Source organism: Deinococcus sp. AJ005 (assembly GCF_009017495.1).
Taxonomy (GTDB): Bacteria; Deinococcota; Deinococci; order Deinococcales; family Deinococcaceae; genus Deinococcus.
On sequence record NZ_CP044989.1, the window covers coordinates 301,723 to 319,892 of the forward strand.

The window sequence follows — 18,170 nt, forward strand, 5'->3', positions numbered from 1 at the left end:
CGCAGTAGTTCGGAACCTTTTTTGATGTCGCTGGAAATATCTGCACTGGGGCAGCTTCGCCGTCCACCCCCCCTGCTGGCGCAGCTCTTGCGGGTCCCAACCCTCTGCTAGCGAAGAGTGACAAGTCCTCCGCAGGGGGCGGGCGCTGGGCTGCCCCGCCACGCAGCACCGCCGGGTCCGGCTGCTGATCCGCCGCGTGCGCGCCTTGATCGGCGACCGCGCCAGCATCGTGGAAGACCGGGACGGGACGACCCGTTACCGGCTGTCCACGGACTGGCACTGGAGTCTGGATTGGACGGGCACGGGACCAGTGTTGCCCAAGCTGGACAGCCCCTTTGCTTCAGAAATGGCCCAGCGAACGCTCTGAAAGGTCATGGATCCATACACAGTCCACGCGGGGCAAATCCGCTGCGGTCAGGCGTCCCTGGGTCAACGCGTCCGCCAGATCGCTGGACCACTCGAACGCTCCGGACAGCCGCAGTTGTCCGGTATGCACCGTGATGAGGGCCGGATGATGGACGTACTCCCCCGTCCAGCGGGCCAGCTCGCGGATACTGGCGTGCCGACGCCTCTCCTCTGTCCGGGTGCAGCCCTCGGCGAGTAGCGCTGTCGCCGCGCTGGCCACCGTGGTCTCCCCCTCCACGGTGAGGTAGGTCAGCAGCAGGGCCGCCCTCACAGAATCACCGAGTGCATGCACCTCGCCGTCCAGATGCAGCTGCCGGCGCCCGAGGACCTCGACGCGGGCGGGCCGGCGTACCGGTGCCGGCGCTGCCGGCTTGCCAAGCTGTTCAGTGGCGATCTGCCTGGCCGTAAGCAGCAGGGTGTGGCTCCGCAGGACTGAGGGGAGCATTTGACCCACTGTCAGGGCCTGGTCCACGTGTCGAAGTGCTGACAGGGGTTCGGTCCACTACGCCCTGAACCCCGCCCAACTGTCCAGGCTGCTGTTCGCCCTGGTGGTGGGCAACGTGCTGGCCCTGCCGCCCGCCACCCTGCTGATGAGACGTGTCGGTGGCCGGGCGACGGCGCTGATCAGCCTGACCGTGATGGCCGCCGGCCTGGCCAGTCTGCCGCTCAGCTCCAGCCTGTCAGCAGCGATTCTGGCCGCCCTGGTCTACGGCGCGGGGTTCAGTGGCGTGGACCTGAGCATGAATGCCCTGGGCACTTGGCTTGAGGAGCGGCTGGAACGGCCAGTCATGTCCAGCTTCCATGCGGCGTTCTCGATCGGGGCGCTCCTGCTGGGCCGGGGTGTGACGCTCCCGGTTCATCTGATCTCTGCGAGTGCATTGACCCTGGTCTGCGGCGCCCTGCTGACCGTCAGGCTGCCCATCCACCTCACCCGGCAGGAGCCGTCTACCGGCCAGTCACGGCCCGGCACGCTGCTGCTCCTGCTGTTGGCCGCTGGATTCGGCGCGGCGCTGTGCGAGGGGGCGGTGGCCGACTGGGCCGCCGTCTACGTCCGGGGGGTCATGGACGTCACGCCGGACATCGCCAGCCGGGGCTTCGTCATCTTCGCCCTGAGCATGGTGGTGGGCCGGCTTGCGGGCAACCGGCTGGCGGCACGATTCGGACGCGGGCCGCTGGCCAGCGCCGCCGCACTGGTGGGCAGCGTGGGCTTTCTGATCGTCTCTCTGTCCGGGAGTGTCCAGAGTGTCCTGCCCGGATTCCTGCTGGTGGGCCTGGGGCTGTCGGTGCTGGCCCCGCTGGGCTTCAGTGCCGCGTGGCAGCTCGGGCAGGCGCGGGGCGTGGCCCTGATGACCGCCGTGTTCTACGGCGGCTTTCTGGCGGGGCCGCCGCTGGTGGGCCTCGGCGTCCACCTGCTGGGCTTGCAGGCGGCGTTCACGTTGCCGCTGATGCTGACCGTGCTGTGCCTGATCCTAAGCGCCGGGTTCCGGGTGTACGCCGAGCGGCCAGTGGGAGAAGCCGCGTGAACGCATCACGGCCACTGAAATCCACGCCCACTCTCCCGTGATCAGGGCTGCCCTGATGACCACAAGGAGTTCGATGCTTATCTCTCTTCCTTCCCTGCCCACCGCCAGATACGACGAATTCACCGAATGGTACGTGCGGCTCGTCGACGAGATGCTCTCGGTGCCAGACGGGTTCTGGACCGCCATGCTGGAGGTCTTCGATCAGCGCCTCGCCGGGCGGATAGCAGGCCAGACCGTCCTCGACGTGGCCTGCGGCGAGGGCCATCTCGGCCGTCGGCTGGCCCACTTCGGGCCTGGGCAGATCACCGGCGTGGACATCTCGGTCAACCTGCTGGAATACGCCAGGCAGCGCAACGCCTCGCCGGGCCACGCGTACCGGCTGGACGACGCGCAAACACTCGCCACGGTAGGCAGCGCGTCCGTGGACGTGGCGGTGTCCTGCCTCGCCCTGATGGACATTCCCGATCACGAGCGTTTCTTTCAGGCCATCTGGCGCGTGCTGGTGCCCGGCGGGACCCTGATGTTCTCCTGCCTGCATCCCTGCTTCGAAGCTCCGTTCGACGAGGAGAGCGGCCCACAGTTCCTGACCGAGGGCGAGGAGCGCCTCGGCTACCTGATTCGCAACTACCACCGCGAACGGCCCTGGCAGTCCGGGAACGCGGGGCTGCGCGACCACTTCGGGGCGCATCACTGCACCCTGTCGACCCTCTTGAACACGCTACGCCAGACTGGCTTCAAGGTGACCCATCTCGCCGAACCGGTCACCCCGGATGAGGGCCTGTTCAGCCGGGTGCCCAGGGTCCTGGTGGTCGAGGTGCGGAAGACGGGACCGGCCTGACTTTCAAGACGGAAACTCCACTCGGAGTTGATCGTTTGCGCAAACGGCTCGGCTGGGGTCACTTATGAGTAACTGATAACCAGAAATCCCCACCAGCGCCCCTCAACGTGCAGTTCAAGAGCCTGAGACCCAGTGCTGGCGATGACCTCTCCAGCCAGCGTGGTTAGAACCGCCCCACGCACTTTCAGGTGACCGTGCCCGATGCGGACCGTGCGGCGCTCCGCTGTGAGATTGAGCAGACTCAGGGTGAGCGTGTGCTTCGCCCCATCAAGCTCAGCACCCACCACCCGTACTCCGTCAGGATCAAGGTCGAGCAGTTGTGCGGCCAGTTCCCCACTTTCAGCGCTGTCGAAGGGCTGAATTTCAGGTTTGTAGACATGCTTCAAGGCACGCTTTGCACTGTTCACCAGATTTTCGGCAGCGTGCAGTTCCAGCGTGAACTCGAAACGCAGCTCCCCGGCCTGATCCGCCATGAAATTGGTGTCCCAGTAATTGTTGGTCAGCCAGGCGTTCAGGGTGGCGCGGTATGGGGCAGCTTTCTCTCCGGCAAATCGCCCGAAGGTGTAGCCACCGATTTGCCACAGCGGCGCGTCGGGCGTGGCGACGGTCACGCCCGCCTCCCCGTCCTGCATGCGCAGCCAGTCCAGCGTGGTGACGTAATGGCGGCTGCTGCCAGGCAATTGCTCACGGTCAAACTCCACCGCCGCGCCCGCCGTTTCAAAGTGGGTGCGGGCCGCATCTGACAGGGCCAACGGCAGGTGCAGGTAGGTGGCACGCGGCGTCACGTCGGGCTGGAGGTTCAGGATTACGCGGATGTGAAGCGCCGTCTCGTGGGGGTGCAGCCAGTAGCGCACACTGGCCGACTCTCCATTGGCGAGTTGGAGTTGCTGCTCATACACGGCAGCGCCGGGCACGGTCTGGCCCTGGCTGCCCAGGACAGTGGCACTTTCCCGGCCGGCCTCCCAACCGTGATGCCAGGCCGCATGCATGTCGAACTCTTCCCATTGCGGCGGGCCAAAGATGGCATTCCGGCGGCCCTCCGTGGGCCATTCCAGCACCACCTGACCCAGGCGCTCCCCGGCGCGAACAAACTCCCGGCCCTGGCAGAGCAGTGAAGTCAGGCCGCCCGCCTGCGGGTCAAAAGTGGCCGTGACCTGCCCATTGCCGAGGGTATGTTCGGTCTGGGTCAGGTCTTCCGAGGAAGCGGCCAACTGCTTTAACGGCACGCTCAGGTGGCCCAGACCGGGCAGTTCCAGCGGCCCCACCCAGCGCTCCTTTCCCCGGCGTCCGTTCCATTCCACGTCGAACCGCTGCGCCAGATGCGGGAGATCAGGGGCATAGCGCTCCAGGTTCTCTGGCACCCGCAGCATGGCTGACACTGGAAATGGATTGGCGTTGTACACCAGCAGGCTCGGCCCATCACTGGGAAGTTGCCGCGCCAGCTTTAGCAGGGCGTCCCGCTTGAGGGAGCGGGCCAGGGTCGCACCCTCGTAAGCGTAGTTGAGCTTGTGGCTGAGCTGGATGGCCGTCTCGTCACTGCTGGGCGTGGCGGCCCCCCAGGTGTGTTCGGCGTACAGGCTCAGCGCGTCTCCCGCCTCCTGCGCGAGCTGGGCGGCTCGCCCTAAGCCTGGATCAGGCGACGCGGACCAGCCCTGGAGTTGCCGCGCCACCTGCAAATCGCGCTGCCCCTGCATCTGCAGGCGGGTCTCGCGGGCGGTGCTGCCGGACCCGAAATTCCACCAGTCCGTCCAGTCACCGCTGAGGGTGGGCAGCGTGTCCAGCGCCTCCTGACGCAGCCGATCGAAATACTGCGTCAGCGTGCAGAGTCGCAGGCGGACGGGCTGACCGCTCTCGTTCCAGCGCTGCACGAACCCAGAGAGATGAAGATCCGGCGAGTCGTTGTCCGAGAAATAGATGTTGGTGGGCTGCACGCCCAGCACCGGCAGGGCGTAGCCGTAGGCCTCCAGCTTCTCCAGGCGGGGATGGCCTCCTCCACACTGCTCTCCCCGCCCAGCCGCATAGCCCGGTTGGGGGTGGAATGGTAATGGGGGCCGTTGTACGTCAGGAGTTTCTCTCCGTCCGGTGAGGCCCACCAGAATGCGCCGGGGCGCGGCGTGACGGCCCGCCCAAAGTGTTCGTTGATCGCCATCGAGAAGCCGTCGATGCCGTGATCCAGCAGCAGCCGCACGGTTCCCCACGGCAGGCCATTGATATCGCTCTGCATGGCGCTGCGAATGGGAACGCCCTCAGCACGCAGCCACCCGGCCTCCTGAAGTTGCTGGGCGAACAGCGCGTGATCGGCCAGCGGCGTCATGTTCCAGCGAAAGGCCGCCACGTCCAGAGTTCCAGCTTGCACGGCAGCCAGAAAACGCCGCTGCTGCTTTGCTCCGGCCTGCGCCCACCAGCGCCAGACGATCCCGGCACTCTCGCAGGTCCAGCGAAAACGGGCGTCGTCTGGCAGATCGGCGGTCTGGTCCATGAGGTCCAGTGCCTGATCAATGAACTGGTTGTGCAGCTCAAAAACGATGCGCTGCGGCTGAGTAAAGCCGATGTCGGTGTGCGAGTGGTGGATCAGCCAGAGTTCGTCGACCATACTGGGACCGTCCCCTTCAGTCGCCCACGCTGCTCAGCCTCAGCCCCTGCATGAAGTAGGGCCGCAGCAACAGGAACAGCAGCAGGGTGGGCAGGCTGGCGATCATGACCGCCGCGATCAACGTGGGGCCGTCGCTGCCCGCGTAGAGGCCCTGCATTCCGGCCAGGGTGGGCATGATCGGGCGCACGTTGTCGGACTTGCTCAGCACCAGGCCGAACAGCAGATCATTCCAGATCCAGGTGAACTGAAACAGCAGCAGTACCAACATCGGGGCGCGGGTCAGCGGAAGCATGATCTTCCAGAAAATCATCCAGTCGTTGCAGCCGTCCAGCCGGGCCGCCTCCTGAAAATCCCACGGCATCGAGACGAAAAAGCCGCGCATCACGAAGGTGCAAAACGGAATGCAGATGGCGATATAGAAGAGCACCATGCCCACCCAGGTGTCGTACAGGCCGAAACTGGTGTACGCCTTGAACAGCGGAATCAGGTAGACCTGAAATGGGAAGACGGTGCCGGAATAGATCAGCAAAAACCACCACAGCCCGCGCGGCAGCTTCAGCCGCACGATGCCGAAGGCGGCCAGCGACGCCAGCAGAATGGCTCCCGCCGAACCCACCAGGCCGTAGCTCAGGCTATTGACAAAGCCGCTGCCCAGGCCCTGCGCCCAGGCGTTTTGCAGGTTCTCCCACAGGTGAAAGCCCTGCGGCAGTTGCCAGCTCTCGCCCATGTTGTATTCGCGCTTGTCCTTGAAGGCGTTCATGAACACCAGCAGCAGCGGCAGCAGCCAGAACACGCAGATGATGCCCCCCAGCACCCCGCCCACCACCATGCGCGTGCGCTCCTTGCGCGCCCGCGCCGATTTGCCCGCGTTGGGAGGAGTGAAACCGCCAGAAGCTGTGGTCATACGTGGCTCTCCTTGTCCATGACGTTGCGCAGGTAGAAGTACGAGAAGGCCAGGGCGATCAGCGAGATGACCACGGCGATGGCCGCACTCACACCCTGGTGAAAGAGGATGAAGCCCTCGCGGTACATGGTGACGACCAGCGTTTCGCTGCTGCGGGCCGGGCCGCCCTGGGTCATCACCCAGATCAGGTCAAAGACCTTGAAGCCGTTGACCGCCGCCATCAATGACGCGATGGTGACGTAGGGCGTCATCAGCGGCAAGGTAATCAGGCGGGTGAATTTCAGGCCGCTGGCCCCGTCGATCTTGGCGGCCTCCAGCGGCTCGCGCGGCAGGCTTTGCAGGCCGATCAGGAAGATCATCAGGTTGGCCCCCACACTTTGCCAGGTGTACGTGGCGATCATGGACCAGGTGTTGAGCGGCGAGCGGAAGAGCCATTCGGTCTGGCTCAGCGAGTCGAAGCCCAGAGCGCCCAGCGCCGCATTCAGCACGCCGCTGGTGGGATCGAAGATAAAGCTGAACAGCACGCCCGCCGCCGCCGCCGCCAGGGTGGACGGCAGATACAGCGCGGTGCGGAAGAAATTGCCGCCCACCACGCGTTCCAGGGCCAGTGCCATTGCAAAGGCCAGGCTCACGGGCAGCACCACCGACGCCACCACCCAGATCAGCGTGTTGCGAAGGGAGAGGGTAAAATTGGAACTGGTGAACAGCTCCGCGTAATTCCTGAGGCCCACGAAGTTGGGCGTCCGCAGGCCATCGGCGTCGGTAAAGCTCTGCCAGAAGGTGTACAGCATGGGGGCGAGCAAAAAGACCACCACGAAGAAGACCGCTGGCAGAACAAAGAGGTACGGGGTCAGCGAAGCGGCTGTGGAACATCTGGCAGACGCGCGTCTGGCCGGGGTACGGCCCTGCTGGGTCACGGTCATGATCGGTCAGGCTCCTTTGAAAAACGTTAAAAAGACGCCACGCTGCCGCAGCGCCTTCTTTCTGAGGCGAAAAGGGTAGCCTCAACGCCCGCTTACTTCTGCTTGTTCCAGTACGCGTCGGCCAGCTTCTGGAGATTGGCCTGGACCTGCGACTGGGTGCTGGGATCGAGCATGAATTTGCTCAGCTCGTCCACGCCGGGTTCGATGATCTCGGTGGGGGTGGCTTCCCAGATGCGGTTGATCAATCTCGGCTTGCTTTTGCTCAGCGCGCTGGTCAGCTCCTTGGTCACGGGATTGTCCACCGTCACCTCGTTGTTCACCGGCGTGAAGCTTTGCAGGTTGCTCCACAGCGTCTGGGCCTTGGCCGACATCCAGAAGTCGGCGACTTTCAGGGCCTGCGCCTTGTTGACGGCGTTCTTGGAGACGATCAACGGGCTGGCTTCGTAGATGATGACCGGCTTGGCTTTGGCATTCATGGTGGGCAGGATGAACACGCCGTAGTCCTCACCGGGCTTCAGGCCTGTCCCGGCGATGGTGGCGGTATACCAGTCACCGGCCAGGATGTTGGCGAGCTTACCCTGGGCGAACAGCTTGGCCATGCCGTTGGTCCCGCCCGAGCCGAAGCCCGTGCTGGCGGGCGTGAAGTAACCCTTATCCATCCAGCTCTTCCAGGTGGTGAACACCTTGGTGACCCCCGGATCGGTGTACTTGGCCTTGCCCACCATCAGCCGCTCGTACAGGTCCGGGTCCTGGCGGGTCAGGAATTCCTCGAACCAGATGAAGGCCGGCCAGCGGTCCTCCACGGATTGCCCGAAAGCGGTCACGCCCCTGGCCTTGAGCTTGGCGTTGTTGGACTCCAGTTGCGCCCAGGTGGTGGGCGGGGTAATCCCAGCGTCCTTGTAGGCTTTTTTGTTGTAGAACACGGCCCAGTACGCCACGTTGTTGGGCAGCGCGTAAATCTTGCCGTCAAAGGTGAACGCCTTGGCCAGGTCCGAGCCGTACTCCCCGGCCTTCTGGTACTTCTGCCAGATGGGCGTCAGGTCCTGAAGGGTGCCGGACTCAACGAGGTCTTTCATGCGGTAGCCGGACCACCAGGTAAACATCGCTGGCGCTTTGCTGGTACTCAGCGAGGTCCGCACGGCGGCCTGATAAGTACTGGGATCGGCGAAGGTCACCCCTTTGAAGCCCGCGCCGCTCTTGGCGCCCAGATCGCCAACCTTGGTGTAGTTGCTGTTCCAGTCGGGTTTATCGTTGTAAAGCTCGAGCGTCTGTGCAGCGGCCACCGAGAGGGCGAGGGTCAGAACCAGCGGAAACGACTTCGTGAGCTTGATCATAAAAACCTCCATTGAGGAAAAAGGTGTGGGCTACGTGGACATCACCGGGCGTCCAGCGGTGGACTCAGCCCCAGCATGGGCCGGTACAGCGCCGCCGCGCCCAGCAGGTTGGCCTCGTCCAGCAAGGAACTGCACGCGACCTTGAAGGGCCTGAGTCCAGCCCGCAGCGGCATTTCAAAATGCGCCCACGCGCGGGACACCTGACCGCCGAGGACGATCAGATCAGGCCGAAAGGCTTGCACGCAGGGAGAGAGTGCAGCGGCCAGATCGCGTCCGAGGTCCTGGTAGACCTGCCGGGCGCGATCGTCGCCCGTTTCCGCAAGCTGAGCAATCTGCCGGGCGTCCAGGTCCTCACCGCTCAGGGCCTGATAGGCACGCCGCAGGGCAGGCGCGCAGGTGAAGTCCTCGGCGACGCCGCCGCGAAAGGGCAGTTGCCAGACCTCGCCGCCTGAAGATACGCCCTCTTCCGCCGTGCCTGGGTGGCCATCCACGATAAAGCCGCTGCCCAGGCCAGTGCCCAGGGTCAAGCCCAGCAGACGGTGGACGCCGCGCCCCTGACGGACGGTGAACTCGCCCAGCGCGAAGGCCACCGCGTCGTTGAGATACGAGATGGGCAGGCCGTCCAGCGGCGTGCCAATCCAGCGTTTTCGCAATGCTGCGCTGATGTTTAGACCCGTCAACGCGTGCAGCTTGTGTTCGAAGTGCGCAGTGCCTCCAGCGTAATCAAAGGGACCGGGAACTGAGACGCCCACCGCCGCAACTGGCGTCTGTCCCGCACCCAGCAGCGCCGCCTCCGCCCAGGTGTCCAGAATTTCCGGGGCGCTCGCCTCGCCGTTGACCGGGAGACGAACCTGTGACCCCAGCCCGCTGGCATTGACGCTGGCCGCCGTGATATGCGTGCCGCCGATGTCCAATGCCAGCACCGCGCCTGCGAAAGTCACGGTTGGGAAAGTCACGGTGTTGCCGCCAGTACGGGCAAGGCCTCGTTCAGTGCCACGTAGAGGTGATACAGCGTGCTGGACGGCGAATGTTCGCTGATATTCCGGCGGTCCCGTGACAACTGATCCGCCCACGTCCCCTGTGGTGTCAGGTAATGGGTCAGGATGCCCTGGAGAACATGCCCGGCGCGTTCCAGAGCTTCCGAGTCGCCACTCCAGCGTCCGTAGGCCAGGTGGCCCTTGAGAACCTCGCACTGCACCCACAGCCGTTTGGTGGAGCGCAGTTCACGGCCTTGCGGCCCAATCTCGTCGTAGGCCAGACCATCGCGGTCCGTCCCCCAGGTGCGGGCCACCGTGTAAAGCAGCGGCAATTCGGGCACCGCCGCGCCGCCCAGCACGCGGTACCGGCCCAACAGCCAGGTCCACTCGTAGTGGTGGCCGGGGTCCAGATGATCGCCACATGCCGGATCAGGCTGCCAGTCCGCTGTGAAGAACTCGCGCAAGAAAGGCTGTGGGCCAGTCGTGGTGTCCAGAAAGCGCGTCTGAAACAGCGTATAAAGTTCGTCGGCCCGCGCCAGCCAGGGCACCTTGCCCAGCAGTTCGGCGCACAGCAGGCAGGCTTCAAACAGGTGCATGTGCGGGTTCTGCTGGCGGGGAACAGGTTTCGGCGTGTCGCTGAGCTGGAAGCCGCCATTGTGCGGGTCACGCAGCGTTTCAATGAAGGCCCACAGCCGCCCGGCATCGTTCCGGTAAGTCGCCTTGCCCGTCACGTGGTAAAGCCAGGCCAGGGCCATCAGGTAAAAAGCCTGGTCATACAGCACGCGCTCCGCGTCCAGCACCTGACCTTCGGCGCCCACCAGGGTATAAAAGCCGCCGCCCGGTGCGCCGTAGAGGCGCGTCACCGACTCCATGACACGTTCCATCAGTTCGGCGTGGTGCTGGGCAGACCCGACAAATTCTCCCCGTTCATAGGCCAGTCCCAGCACGTAGAGCTGACGGGCCTGCACACGGGCGCGGCGCGGCAGTTCGCGTAGGGGTTGACCGTCAAAGCTCAGCGCTTCCACGAACATGCCCTGCCCCTCGTCCAGACCCTCCCCGAACCACAGCGGCAGGGCGGAGGACAGAAATGCCTCCACCTGCGGGCGCAGCGGGGCGAGGGCAGAGGTGTTCACCGCCCAGTTCCGCGCACGTAGGCTTTGATGGTGGCGAGTTCCTGACCTTCCACGGTGGGCCGGATGACGTACTGTCCGACAGCGGCAGGGACGATAAACGTCTCGGCGTAATGCACCGTGAACGGTTCGAAGGCACCCGTGGGGCTTTCCACCACTGCTTCACGGCCCTCGACCAGATTGAGGATGTTCACGGTGCCGTGGGTGTCGTGATGCACCGGCACACTGAACCAGTGGCGGCGGGTCTCAATGAATTCCAGCTCGCTCATGCCGGTGCTTTCTTCGCGCCAGCCCTCACCGCTGCCAACAGGCTGGGTCAGGTGCAGCAGGTTTTTCTCCACCCAGTCGGCGTCGCGGTCCCACTGGATATTGGCCGCCCCGTGCTGGAGGTGAATCGGGCGCGGCTGCCCGTCCAGGCCGAGGCGGCCCCAGTCCCACAGCTTGAAGGTGAAGATGTACGGCGTGGCCGAGATTTCCAGCACCATCGCGCCGCTGCCGGAACAGTGGACCGTGCCTGCCGGAATGGAGAAATGATCATGCTTGTGGGCGGGCAGGGCGTTGACGTAGCGCCCGGCATCAAAGTGTCCAGTCTGCTGCGCGTCTTGCAGATCAGTGAGCATCTGCTGCCTGTCCACACCGTTTTTCACGCCCAGATATATCAGCGCCGTCTCGTCCGCGTCCAGCAGGTAATAACTCTCGTCTTGCGTGTAAGACATCCCGAAATGCTGCTGGATGTAGGCGGTCAGCGGATGGACTTGCAGCGAGAGGTTGCCGCCCCCCACGGTGTCCAGAAAGTCAAAGCGGATCGGGAACTCCGCACCGAAGCGGGAGTATGTGATCTCACCCAGCAGGTCACGGGGCCGCTCCAGCACCAGATTCTGGGCGGGCATTTCCAGTGGCCTACCGTCCTGGTCGCCGTAATCAAACAGCAGGCTATTCTCTTCCGGCACGCCGTCAAAACCCCAGGCGAAGTTCTCCGCACCCCGGTCCAGATCACAGACTTCCCTGAGCCATTGCCCGCCCCACACGCCGGGATCAAAGAACGGCACCGTGCGGAATGGGCGCGAGGCGGCGGCGTTCAGGCTGGCCTCATAACTGCTGCGCGCGATCATCATCGGCTGGCCCGCCGTGTTGGTCTCCAGATAAAAGTCCATCTGGCCAGTCAGGCTCAGTTTGTGTCGGTCCGCCACCCGCCACTCCACGAAAAAGCCGCGTTTGTACTTGCGGAGGATGTCCTCGCCGCCGTTGCCCGCGTGCCAGTTGCCCTGACCGCGCCGCAGCCGCACCTGAATTTCCCAGCGGGCCAGATCGGCCAGCGCCAGCACTGTGGGTTCCGGGGCCGCCAGCGCCGCGCCCCAGCCGTAAACCAGCGTGGGTCGGGTGCGTCGGGCCAGCCGCGCGGCGAGGGCCGCCAGGTTGTCGGCGTCGTAGAACTCGCGCAACGCATGCGGCGACATCACACCCAGCACCCGGTCAGGGGTCAGGAAGCGCTCCAGCAGGGCGCCGAGCGCGGCGCTGTCCAAAACTGCGTCCTCGGCGTTGATCAGTTCGCAGTCGGGCCACTGCTGGGCGGCAGCGGCCTGGAGTTCGTCCAGATCGGTGCCGGGGTAGCAGTCCACCACGATCAAAGGGACGCCCGCTTGCTGCTCAGCCCTGTACCGCAGCTCGGACAGGACAGCAGGCCAGCCCCGCCACGCTTGCTGGCCAGCAACGGCAATCTTCGGGAACTTGTCGTAGTTGGAAGGTAGGCGCTGGGCCATGTCGCTGGCGGGGCCGTCCAGTTGAATAGTCATATCGACCTCGGAGCAAGTGAGGAAAACGATGTGGCATAGGCAAAACTGCCCGGAGTCTCTGATCACCCCACTATTGGAGAGTTTGGTCTATACCATTTTTGATTTCTGGAGCCTAACAGTTTCTTCCAAATTCGTCAAGACTCACTCAAGGGGCCTACGTTTTTCGGGAAAAAAGAAAGAAGTACCAACTGGCCAGCTCTTTCAGAACGCCAAGGAGAGGTGTGCAGTGGAACCAGAGCAGATGCATATTTGACCCTCTCTCCCGCTGACTGCTACAGTCAGTTCGACTCAAAATGGTATAGACCAAGATACGCAGGCAGGTCTGGCAAAGCGGCAGGCAACTCGCTGAAAAGATTCAGCTCCAGGAGAGATATGGGGAATGGTGAATTCATCTTCGTCACGGGGGGCGGCAGCGGCATCGGGCGGGCCTTTGCCCTGCATTTCGCGGGGCTGGGCTACGGGGTGGCGGTGGCGGACCTGAATGGACAGGCCGCCGAGACGACGGCGCAGGACATCCGCACGGCGGGCGGGCAGGCCCTCGACTTCGCGCTGGACGTGAGCGACTTCGCCGCCACCCAGAGCGTCGCGGCGCAGGTGCTGGACGCCTTCGGGCAGGTGGATGTGGTCTTCGCCAATGCCGGGGTCCTGAGTCCCGCCGATTATTTTGAGGTGCAGCCTGCCGACTGGGACCTGTCGCTGGACGTGAACGTCAAGGGCGTGGCGTACACCTGCCGGGCCTTTATTCCCAGCATGATGGCGCGCAAACAGGGCCGTATCCTGACCACGGCCTCTTACAACGGGTTCCGGGCCGGGGCGCACGTCATTCCCTACCGCGTCACCAAGGCGGCGGTGGTGATGTACAGCCGCTGCCTCGCGCTGCTGCTGGCCGAGTCCGGCATCACGGTGAACGCCATCTGCCCCGGCGTGACCCTGACCCCCATGCAGCTCGAATATGCCGAGAAAACGGCGGGCGAGCGCGGCATCACCCGCGAGGCGTACCTGGCCGAACGCGCCGCGAAGATTCCCATGCATGAGCTGACCACCGTGGAAGACCTGAATGCCCTGGCGGAATTTCTAACCTCTAAAGGCAGCCGCCTGATTACTGGACAGGCGATTGCCGTGGACGGCGGGGTGCTGGTGTCCTCGTGACTGGTATTGATGTGAAGGGCCAGATGCTCTCATGGCCGTTTTCCGGCGACGGTTTGGACGGCGTGGGCATCGGCGGACAGCCCGTGTCGGAGGCCATTCCCACCCCCGGCCCTGATGGGCTGCTCGTCCGGGTGGACGCGGTGACGCTGTGCGCCTCGGACGGCAAGATGCTGCGGCTGGGTACCAACTATCCCCTGCTGCGCGGGCGTGACCTGGCGGCGCAACCGACCCGCCTGGGCCACGAAGTCGCGCTGACCGTAATGCAGGTAGGCCGGCAGCGGCGCGGAACGTACCGGGTGGGTCAGCGGCTGGGCCTGCAACCCGACGTCTTCGTGGGGGGCGAGCGCCGCTGCTTCGGGGTGACGCTGCCCGGCGGTCTGACGGAATATCTCGTGCTGGGCAGAGACGTTCTCGAAGGAGACGACGGACCGTACATCTTCCCAGTCGATGGGCTAGACCCGGATGGGCGGCTCAGTCTCGCGGACGTGGCCGTGACCGAGCCGTGGGCCTGCGTGGAGATGGCCTATCAACCCAGGCGCCGCCTCCACCCACTCCAGGGCGGACGCCTGTGGATTCATGGGGACAGTGCGGCGGGGTTTGTTCTTCCTGAACTTCCATGCGGCGAGGTGGTCCTGAGCGGCGCGGCGCGGGGCTATGCGAAAGCGCTGGGCGCGCAGGGCCATGCTGTCAGGATAGCCGAACTGGCAGACGTGTTGAGCAGTTCACAGACCTTCGACGACATCATCCTGCTGGACCCGGCGGATAGGCTGCCCGAACTTGCCCTGCCGCTCCTCTCGCGTGGTGGGCTGCTCAATCTGAGCGTCTCAGCGGACAACGCGCGGCGCTACGAAACCCAGGTGGACGCCAGCCGACTGCACTACGAACCGATCAGTCTGGTGGGTCAGGCCGGACCAGACGTCGGCGCGGCATACGGTGAACACCGATCCGACTTGCGCCCCGGCGGCACCCTGCTGATCCACGGTGCGGGCGGGGCGATGGGGCGGATGCACCTGGAACGCGCCCTGAGCCTGCCCGCGCCGCCCAGCACCATCGTCGCCACCAACCGGGGTGCGGCGCGGCTGCTGGAACTACAAACTTCCTTTGCGGGGCGGGCGGCAGAGCGGGGCCTCACGCTGAGGCTCATCAGCCCCGCACAGCAGCCGGGCCTTCTGGAGGAAGAAGCGCGGCGGCTGGGCGGGTTTGACGATGTGGTGGTGAACATTCCCAGCGTAACCGAGATGCAGTACGCGGCCAGTTTTCTGCGCCACGACGGGCTGCTGGCCCTCTTTGCAGGGATTCCAGAGGGCCAGCCCCTGCGCCTGCCGCTGGGAAACGTCGCCCGCTTCCGCGCCGAGTTCACCGGCACCAGCGGCTCCAGCCTGGCCGATCAGCGCCGGGTGATTCAAAAAACGCTATGCGGTGAGCTGGACGCCACATCGGTCATTGCGGCAGTGTGCGGCCTACGGGCGGCGCGGGAAGGGCTAGCCGCCGTGATGGACGGGCGTTACACCGGCAAGATCATCGTCTATCCGCCGCTGCTGGACCTGCCGCTGCTGGGGTTGGAGGGGTTGTCGGTGCTGGCCCCTACCGTCCACGCCCATCTCAACGCGGGCCGCTGGACGAAGGCCGCCGAGAAAGCCCTGTTCGCGCAGTTCGCACGGCCTGAGGTGCAGGAGGCGGTCCGGCCATGAGCGCCCCGCTGATGTTGTGCCTGGATCTTGGGACCAGCGTGATCAAGGCGGGCGTGCTGGACACCGGGGGCACGGTGCTGGCCCTCGCCACCACGCCGACGCCGATGCGCCAGCCCGCGCCGGGGATGGCCGAGCAGAACGCGGAAGGAATCTACGCCGGAGCCTTGCGGGTCTTGCACGAGGTGGTGGAGCAGGTGCCCAGGCGCGATATTGCCGCCCTGTGCGTCTCCGGGCAGATGGGCGGCGTGATGGCGCTGGACGCGGCGGGAGGGGCGCTGTCGCCGTGGTTCCCCTCCACGCTGGACCGCCGCTATCAGGCTGATCTGGATGGGGTGTGGAACGCGGAGCAGCGCTGGCTGCCCCAGCGCATCGGGGCCAGACCGATCAGTGCGCCGCGTCTGCGCTGGTGGAAGCGCGAGCAGCCCGAGATGGCGCGGCAGATCGCCAGACTGTCCACGCTGGCGGGCTACGTCGTGGGGCGGCTCTCGGCCCAGACAGCGGAGGCCGCCTTCATAGACCCGACTTACCTGACGTGGTTTGGGCTGGCCCACACGGCCCGGCGGGACTGGGACGCGGAGTTGCTCGCGGCCTTTGGCGTCTCGCCGGACCAGGTGCCGCGCATCGTGGCGGCCAGCGACGTGGTTGGTCATCTGAGTGGGGCTGCCGCCGCTCAGATCGGGCTGCGGGCCGGGGTGCCGATCTTTGCCGGGGTGGGCGACTCGGCGGCGGGCTTTCTGGGCGCGGGCCTGAGTGATCCGGCCCTCGCCCTGGACATTGCCGGAAGCTACAGCGTCTTTACCCAGTATTCGCGTGGCTATCCCGCCGATCCCAGCCTCACGCTGCAACCCATCGCCAGCCCACTGGGGCCAGACGACTGGTACGCGCTGATGTACATCAACGGCAGCGGCCTGACGCACCGCTGGTTCGTGGAGGAATTCGGCGGCGGCGATTACGCGGCGATGGACGCGCGGGCCAGCGCCCTGCCCCCCAACCGGGGCCTGTACTTCTCGCCGCATGCGCTGGGCCGCGCCTGCCCGGACACGCCCGCCTTGCAGGGCGGCTGGCATGGCCTGACCCTGGCGCACCGTCCAGCCCACCTGCACCGCGCCCTGCTGGAGGCAGTGGCCTATGAATTCAGCGGCGCGGTACGGCAGCTCGGCACGCTCTCGGCGCGTCCTCCCTTGCAGCAGGTACGGGTCATGGGCGGCGGCGCGGCCAGCATGCTCTGGAACGGGATCAAGGCCGATGTGCTGAACGTCCCGTATCTGACGCCTGCCAGCACTGAAGTGACCCTGCGCGGTCTGGCGCTGGTGGCCGCGCAGGGACTGGGCCTGCACCACGACCTGCGTGCCGCTTCCAATGCCGCAGTACAGGCCGAAGTCGTCGCCACACCCAGACCTGAGCGTCACTGCGAATACGCCGTGCTGGAGACGGAATACCACCGCTGGCTGTCCGGGTATGCCCGGCTGTGTGAAGAGTTGAGGGCCGCGCCCGCCCTTGCGCTTTCCAGGAAGGGGGGTCAAGAATGAGCCGTATGGCCCCCGAGGCAGCTTCCCCACTCTACCTGCAAGTCAAACGAGATCTCCGCGAAAAGATGTTCAGCGGGGAACTCAACCCCGGTGACCGGGTGCCCTCCGAGCGCGAGCTGGCCGAGCGTTTTCAGGTCAGCCGCATGACCGCCCGTCACGCCCTGCGCGAGATGGAAGCCGAGGGCACCCTGACGCGCGTGCAGGGATCGGGCAGCTTCATCAGTCAGCCCAAACTGATTGAGAATGTGGTGGAACTGGCCTCCTTTACCGAGGACATGGAGCGGCGCGGCCTGACGCCGAGCGCGCGGCTCCTCAACGCGTCGCTGCAAAAGCCGGATGAGGTGGTGCGCGGCGTGCTGCATCTCAACGCCCGCCAACAGGTCTGGCAGGTCAACCGCCTTCGCTTCGCCGACGGGGTGCCGATGGCGCTGGAAACGATGTTTCTGGTGGCTGATCAATTTCCCACCCTGGGCGAGCAGGACCTCAGCGGTTCCATCTACCGCCTGCTGGAAGAGATCTACGCCCTGAAGATCGGCGACGCCACCCAGACCATTGAGGCGGTCTTCCCCAGCGCCATGGAAACCCAGATGCTGTGTGCGCCACCCCAGACCGCCCTGCTGCGCCTGAAGAAACTGACGCGCACCCAGGCCGGCCGGCCCTTCGAGTTCGTGACAGCGCTCTACCGGGGAGACCGGTACGCCTTTGAAGCGACGCTGTCGCGCACACAGGCCAGCGTTACACGGTGTCCACCCTCCTGAACACGCTGCGCCAGACTGGCTTCACGGTGACCCATCTCGCCGAACCGATGACCCCACATGAGGGGCTGTTCAGCCAGAGTTTGAGGGTGCCGGTGATCGGGGGGCGGAAGTGGGGCTCCCTGATCCACACTGAGACGTGCAGGCACTGATCAAAAGCACCAGCGGGATTCTCTGGTCCCCGTCTCCTGCGCCCTTCCAGGTTACCGTCAGGGCTTGTGGCCGAGCCGGTTGATGCAAGGCGCGCGTAGAGACAGGGAACTGTTCGGTGACCGCTCTACCATTTCCAACATTTGATTTAACGTTGCTTTCGACGTTCCCGCTCCAGCTTCTCCTCAACGGCATCAAGGAGCCAGGCATGCCGTGAGGCAGGTCGACGCCCTCTGGCCTGGGCATGACGCAGCCGGTCGATCTCCTGCAAGGTGCTCTCGTAGACCCGCAACTGTACGTTTTTCAGTTCGTCGATGGGAGCAGGTTCGCCGCCGTGGCCCGGACTGGAAGCCGGCACCACAGGGAGGGAGTCGAGGTCGGCGGCCACGGTACCGCCGCGCCGAATGATCTCCTGCACGCGGTCCTCGGGAATATCGGCAGCGGCCACACGCTTCGGAGCCCGGGAGATCGCCATG

General features: G+C 65.2%; 17 protein-coding genes. 8 read left to right on the forward strand and 9 right to left on the reverse strand.

The genetic code is table 11. The annotated features are described in order from the left end of the window. The first annotated feature begins 196 nt into the window (after positions 1–196). Positions 197–367, forward strand: coding sequence for a hypothetical protein (locus DAAJ005_RS18835; RefSeq protein WP_192930697.1), 171 nt, complete (start codon positions 197–199; stop codon positions 365–367). Here the strand turns inward: DAAJ005_RS18835 and DAAJ005_RS01700 are convergent. Beyond that, positions 341–676 (reverse strand): hypothetical protein, encoded by a 336-nt coding sequence (locus DAAJ005_RS01700; RefSeq protein WP_151845588.1) that lies wholly within the window; start codon positions 674–676, stop codon positions 341–343. The two genes, DAAJ005_RS18835 and DAAJ005_RS01700, sit on opposite strands and share 27 nt — an antisense overlap. Before the next feature lie 15 nt (positions 677–691). Between DAAJ005_RS01700 and DAAJ005_RS18840 the strand changes: the two genes are divergently transcribed. From DAAJ005_RS18840 to DAAJ005_RS01710, 3 genes are all read left to right on the forward strand, one after another. Further along, positions 692–841 carry a hypothetical protein gene (locus DAAJ005_RS18840; protein ID WP_192930698.1) on the forward strand — a complete coding sequence of 50 codons (150 nt, stop codon included), beginning with the start codon at positions 692–694 and terminating at the stop codon, positions 839–841. Between the two features lie 124 nt (positions 842–965). Continuing rightward, positions 966–1,928 carry an MFS transporter gene (locus DAAJ005_RS01705; protein ID WP_151845589.1) on the forward strand — a complete coding sequence of 321 codons (963 nt, stop codon included), beginning with the start codon at positions 966–968 and terminating at the stop codon, positions 1,926–1,928. A 73-nt stretch (positions 1,929–2,001) separates the two neighbouring features. Next, on the forward strand, positions 2,002–2,766 hold the full coding sequence (locus DAAJ005_RS01710; RefSeq protein WP_192930699.1) for a class I SAM-dependent methyltransferase: 765 nt from the start codon (positions 2,002–2,004) through the stop codon (positions 2,764–2,766). Positions 2,767–4,579: 1,813 nt separating this feature from the next. Here the strand turns inward: DAAJ005_RS01710 and DAAJ005_RS01720 are convergent. The 7 genes from DAAJ005_RS01720 to DAAJ005_RS01750 form a co-directional block, all read right to left on the reverse strand. Next, a complete protein-coding gene (locus DAAJ005_RS01720) occupies positions 4,580–5,359 on the reverse strand; it encodes a hypothetical protein (protein ID WP_151845592.1) in 780 nt (259 codons plus the stop codon). A gap of 16 nt (positions 5,360–5,375) precedes the next feature. Then, positions 5,376–6,263 (reverse strand): carbohydrate ABC transporter permease, encoded by an 888-nt coding sequence (locus DAAJ005_RS01725; RefSeq protein ID WP_226342336.1) that lies wholly within the window; start codon positions 6,261–6,263, stop codon positions 5,376–5,378. Next, positions 6,260–7,186, reverse strand: coding sequence for a carbohydrate ABC transporter permease (locus DAAJ005_RS01730; protein WP_151845593.1), 927 nt, complete (start codon positions 7,184–7,186; stop codon positions 6,260–6,262). The genes DAAJ005_RS01725 and DAAJ005_RS01730 overlap by 4 nt, the downstream gene beginning before the upstream one ends. 92 nt (positions 7,187–7,278) lie before the next feature. Next, entirely contained in the window at positions 7,279–8,520 is a 1,242-nt protein-coding gene (locus DAAJ005_RS01735; RefSeq protein ID WP_192930700.1) for an ABC transporter substrate-binding protein, read from the reverse strand. A 41-nt stretch (positions 8,521–8,561) separates the two neighbouring features. Beyond that, positions 8,562–9,476, reverse strand: a complete 915-nt coding sequence (locus DAAJ005_RS01740) for an ROK family protein (protein WP_192930701.1) — start codon at positions 9,474–9,476, stop codon at positions 8,562–8,564. Further along, complete coding sequence (locus tag DAAJ005_RS01745) at positions 9,473–10,630, reverse strand: AGE family epimerase/isomerase (protein WP_151845596.1); 1,158 nt, start codon at positions 10,628–10,630, stop codon at positions 9,473–9,475. The genes DAAJ005_RS01740 and DAAJ005_RS01745 overlap by 4 nt, the downstream gene beginning before the upstream one ends. After that, entirely contained in the window at positions 10,627–12,420 is a 1,794-nt protein-coding gene (locus DAAJ005_RS01750; RefSeq protein WP_226342337.1) for a class I mannose-6-phosphate isomerase, read from the reverse strand. Before DAAJ005_RS01750 ends, DAAJ005_RS01745 begins: the two co-directional genes overlap by 4 nt. Positions 12,421–12,792: 372 nt before the next feature. On the opposite strand from DAAJ005_RS01750, the gene DAAJ005_RS01755 reads away from it, so the two are divergent. From DAAJ005_RS01755 to DAAJ005_RS01770, 4 genes are read left to right on the forward strand one after another with little or no spacing between them, the layout of a single operon-like run. Then, a complete protein-coding gene (locus DAAJ005_RS01755) occupies positions 12,793–13,569 on the forward strand; it encodes an SDR family NAD(P)-dependent oxidoreductase (RefSeq protein ID WP_151845597.1) in 777 nt (258 codons plus the stop codon). After that, positions 13,566–15,260: an alcohol dehydrogenase catalytic domain-containing protein gene (locus DAAJ005_RS01760; RefSeq protein ID WP_151845598.1), complete on the forward strand. Its 1,695-nt coding sequence runs from the start codon at positions 13,566–13,568 to the stop codon at positions 15,258–15,260. Before DAAJ005_RS01755 ends, DAAJ005_RS01760 begins: the two co-directional genes overlap by 4 nt. Continuing rightward, a complete protein-coding gene (locus DAAJ005_RS01765; protein WP_151845599.1) occupies positions 15,257–16,789 on the forward strand; it encodes an FGGY-family carbohydrate kinase in 1,533 nt (510 codons plus the stop codon). The genes DAAJ005_RS01760 and DAAJ005_RS01765 overlap by 4 nt, the downstream gene beginning before the upstream one ends. After that, positions 16,786–17,547, forward strand: coding sequence for a GntR family transcriptional regulator (locus tag DAAJ005_RS01770; RefSeq protein ID WP_151845600.1), 762 nt, complete (start codon positions 16,786–16,788; stop codon positions 17,545–17,547). The genes DAAJ005_RS01765 and DAAJ005_RS01770 overlap by 4 nt, the downstream gene beginning before the upstream one ends. A 295-nt stretch (positions 17,548–17,842) precedes the next feature. Here DAAJ005_RS01770 and DAAJ005_RS01775 read toward each other — a convergent pair whose 3' ends face one another. Then, a complete protein-coding gene (locus tag DAAJ005_RS01775; RefSeq protein ID WP_151845601.1) occupies positions 17,843–18,169 on the reverse strand; it encodes a hypothetical protein in 327 nt (108 codons plus the stop codon). Position 18,170 lies beyond the last annotated feature (1 nt).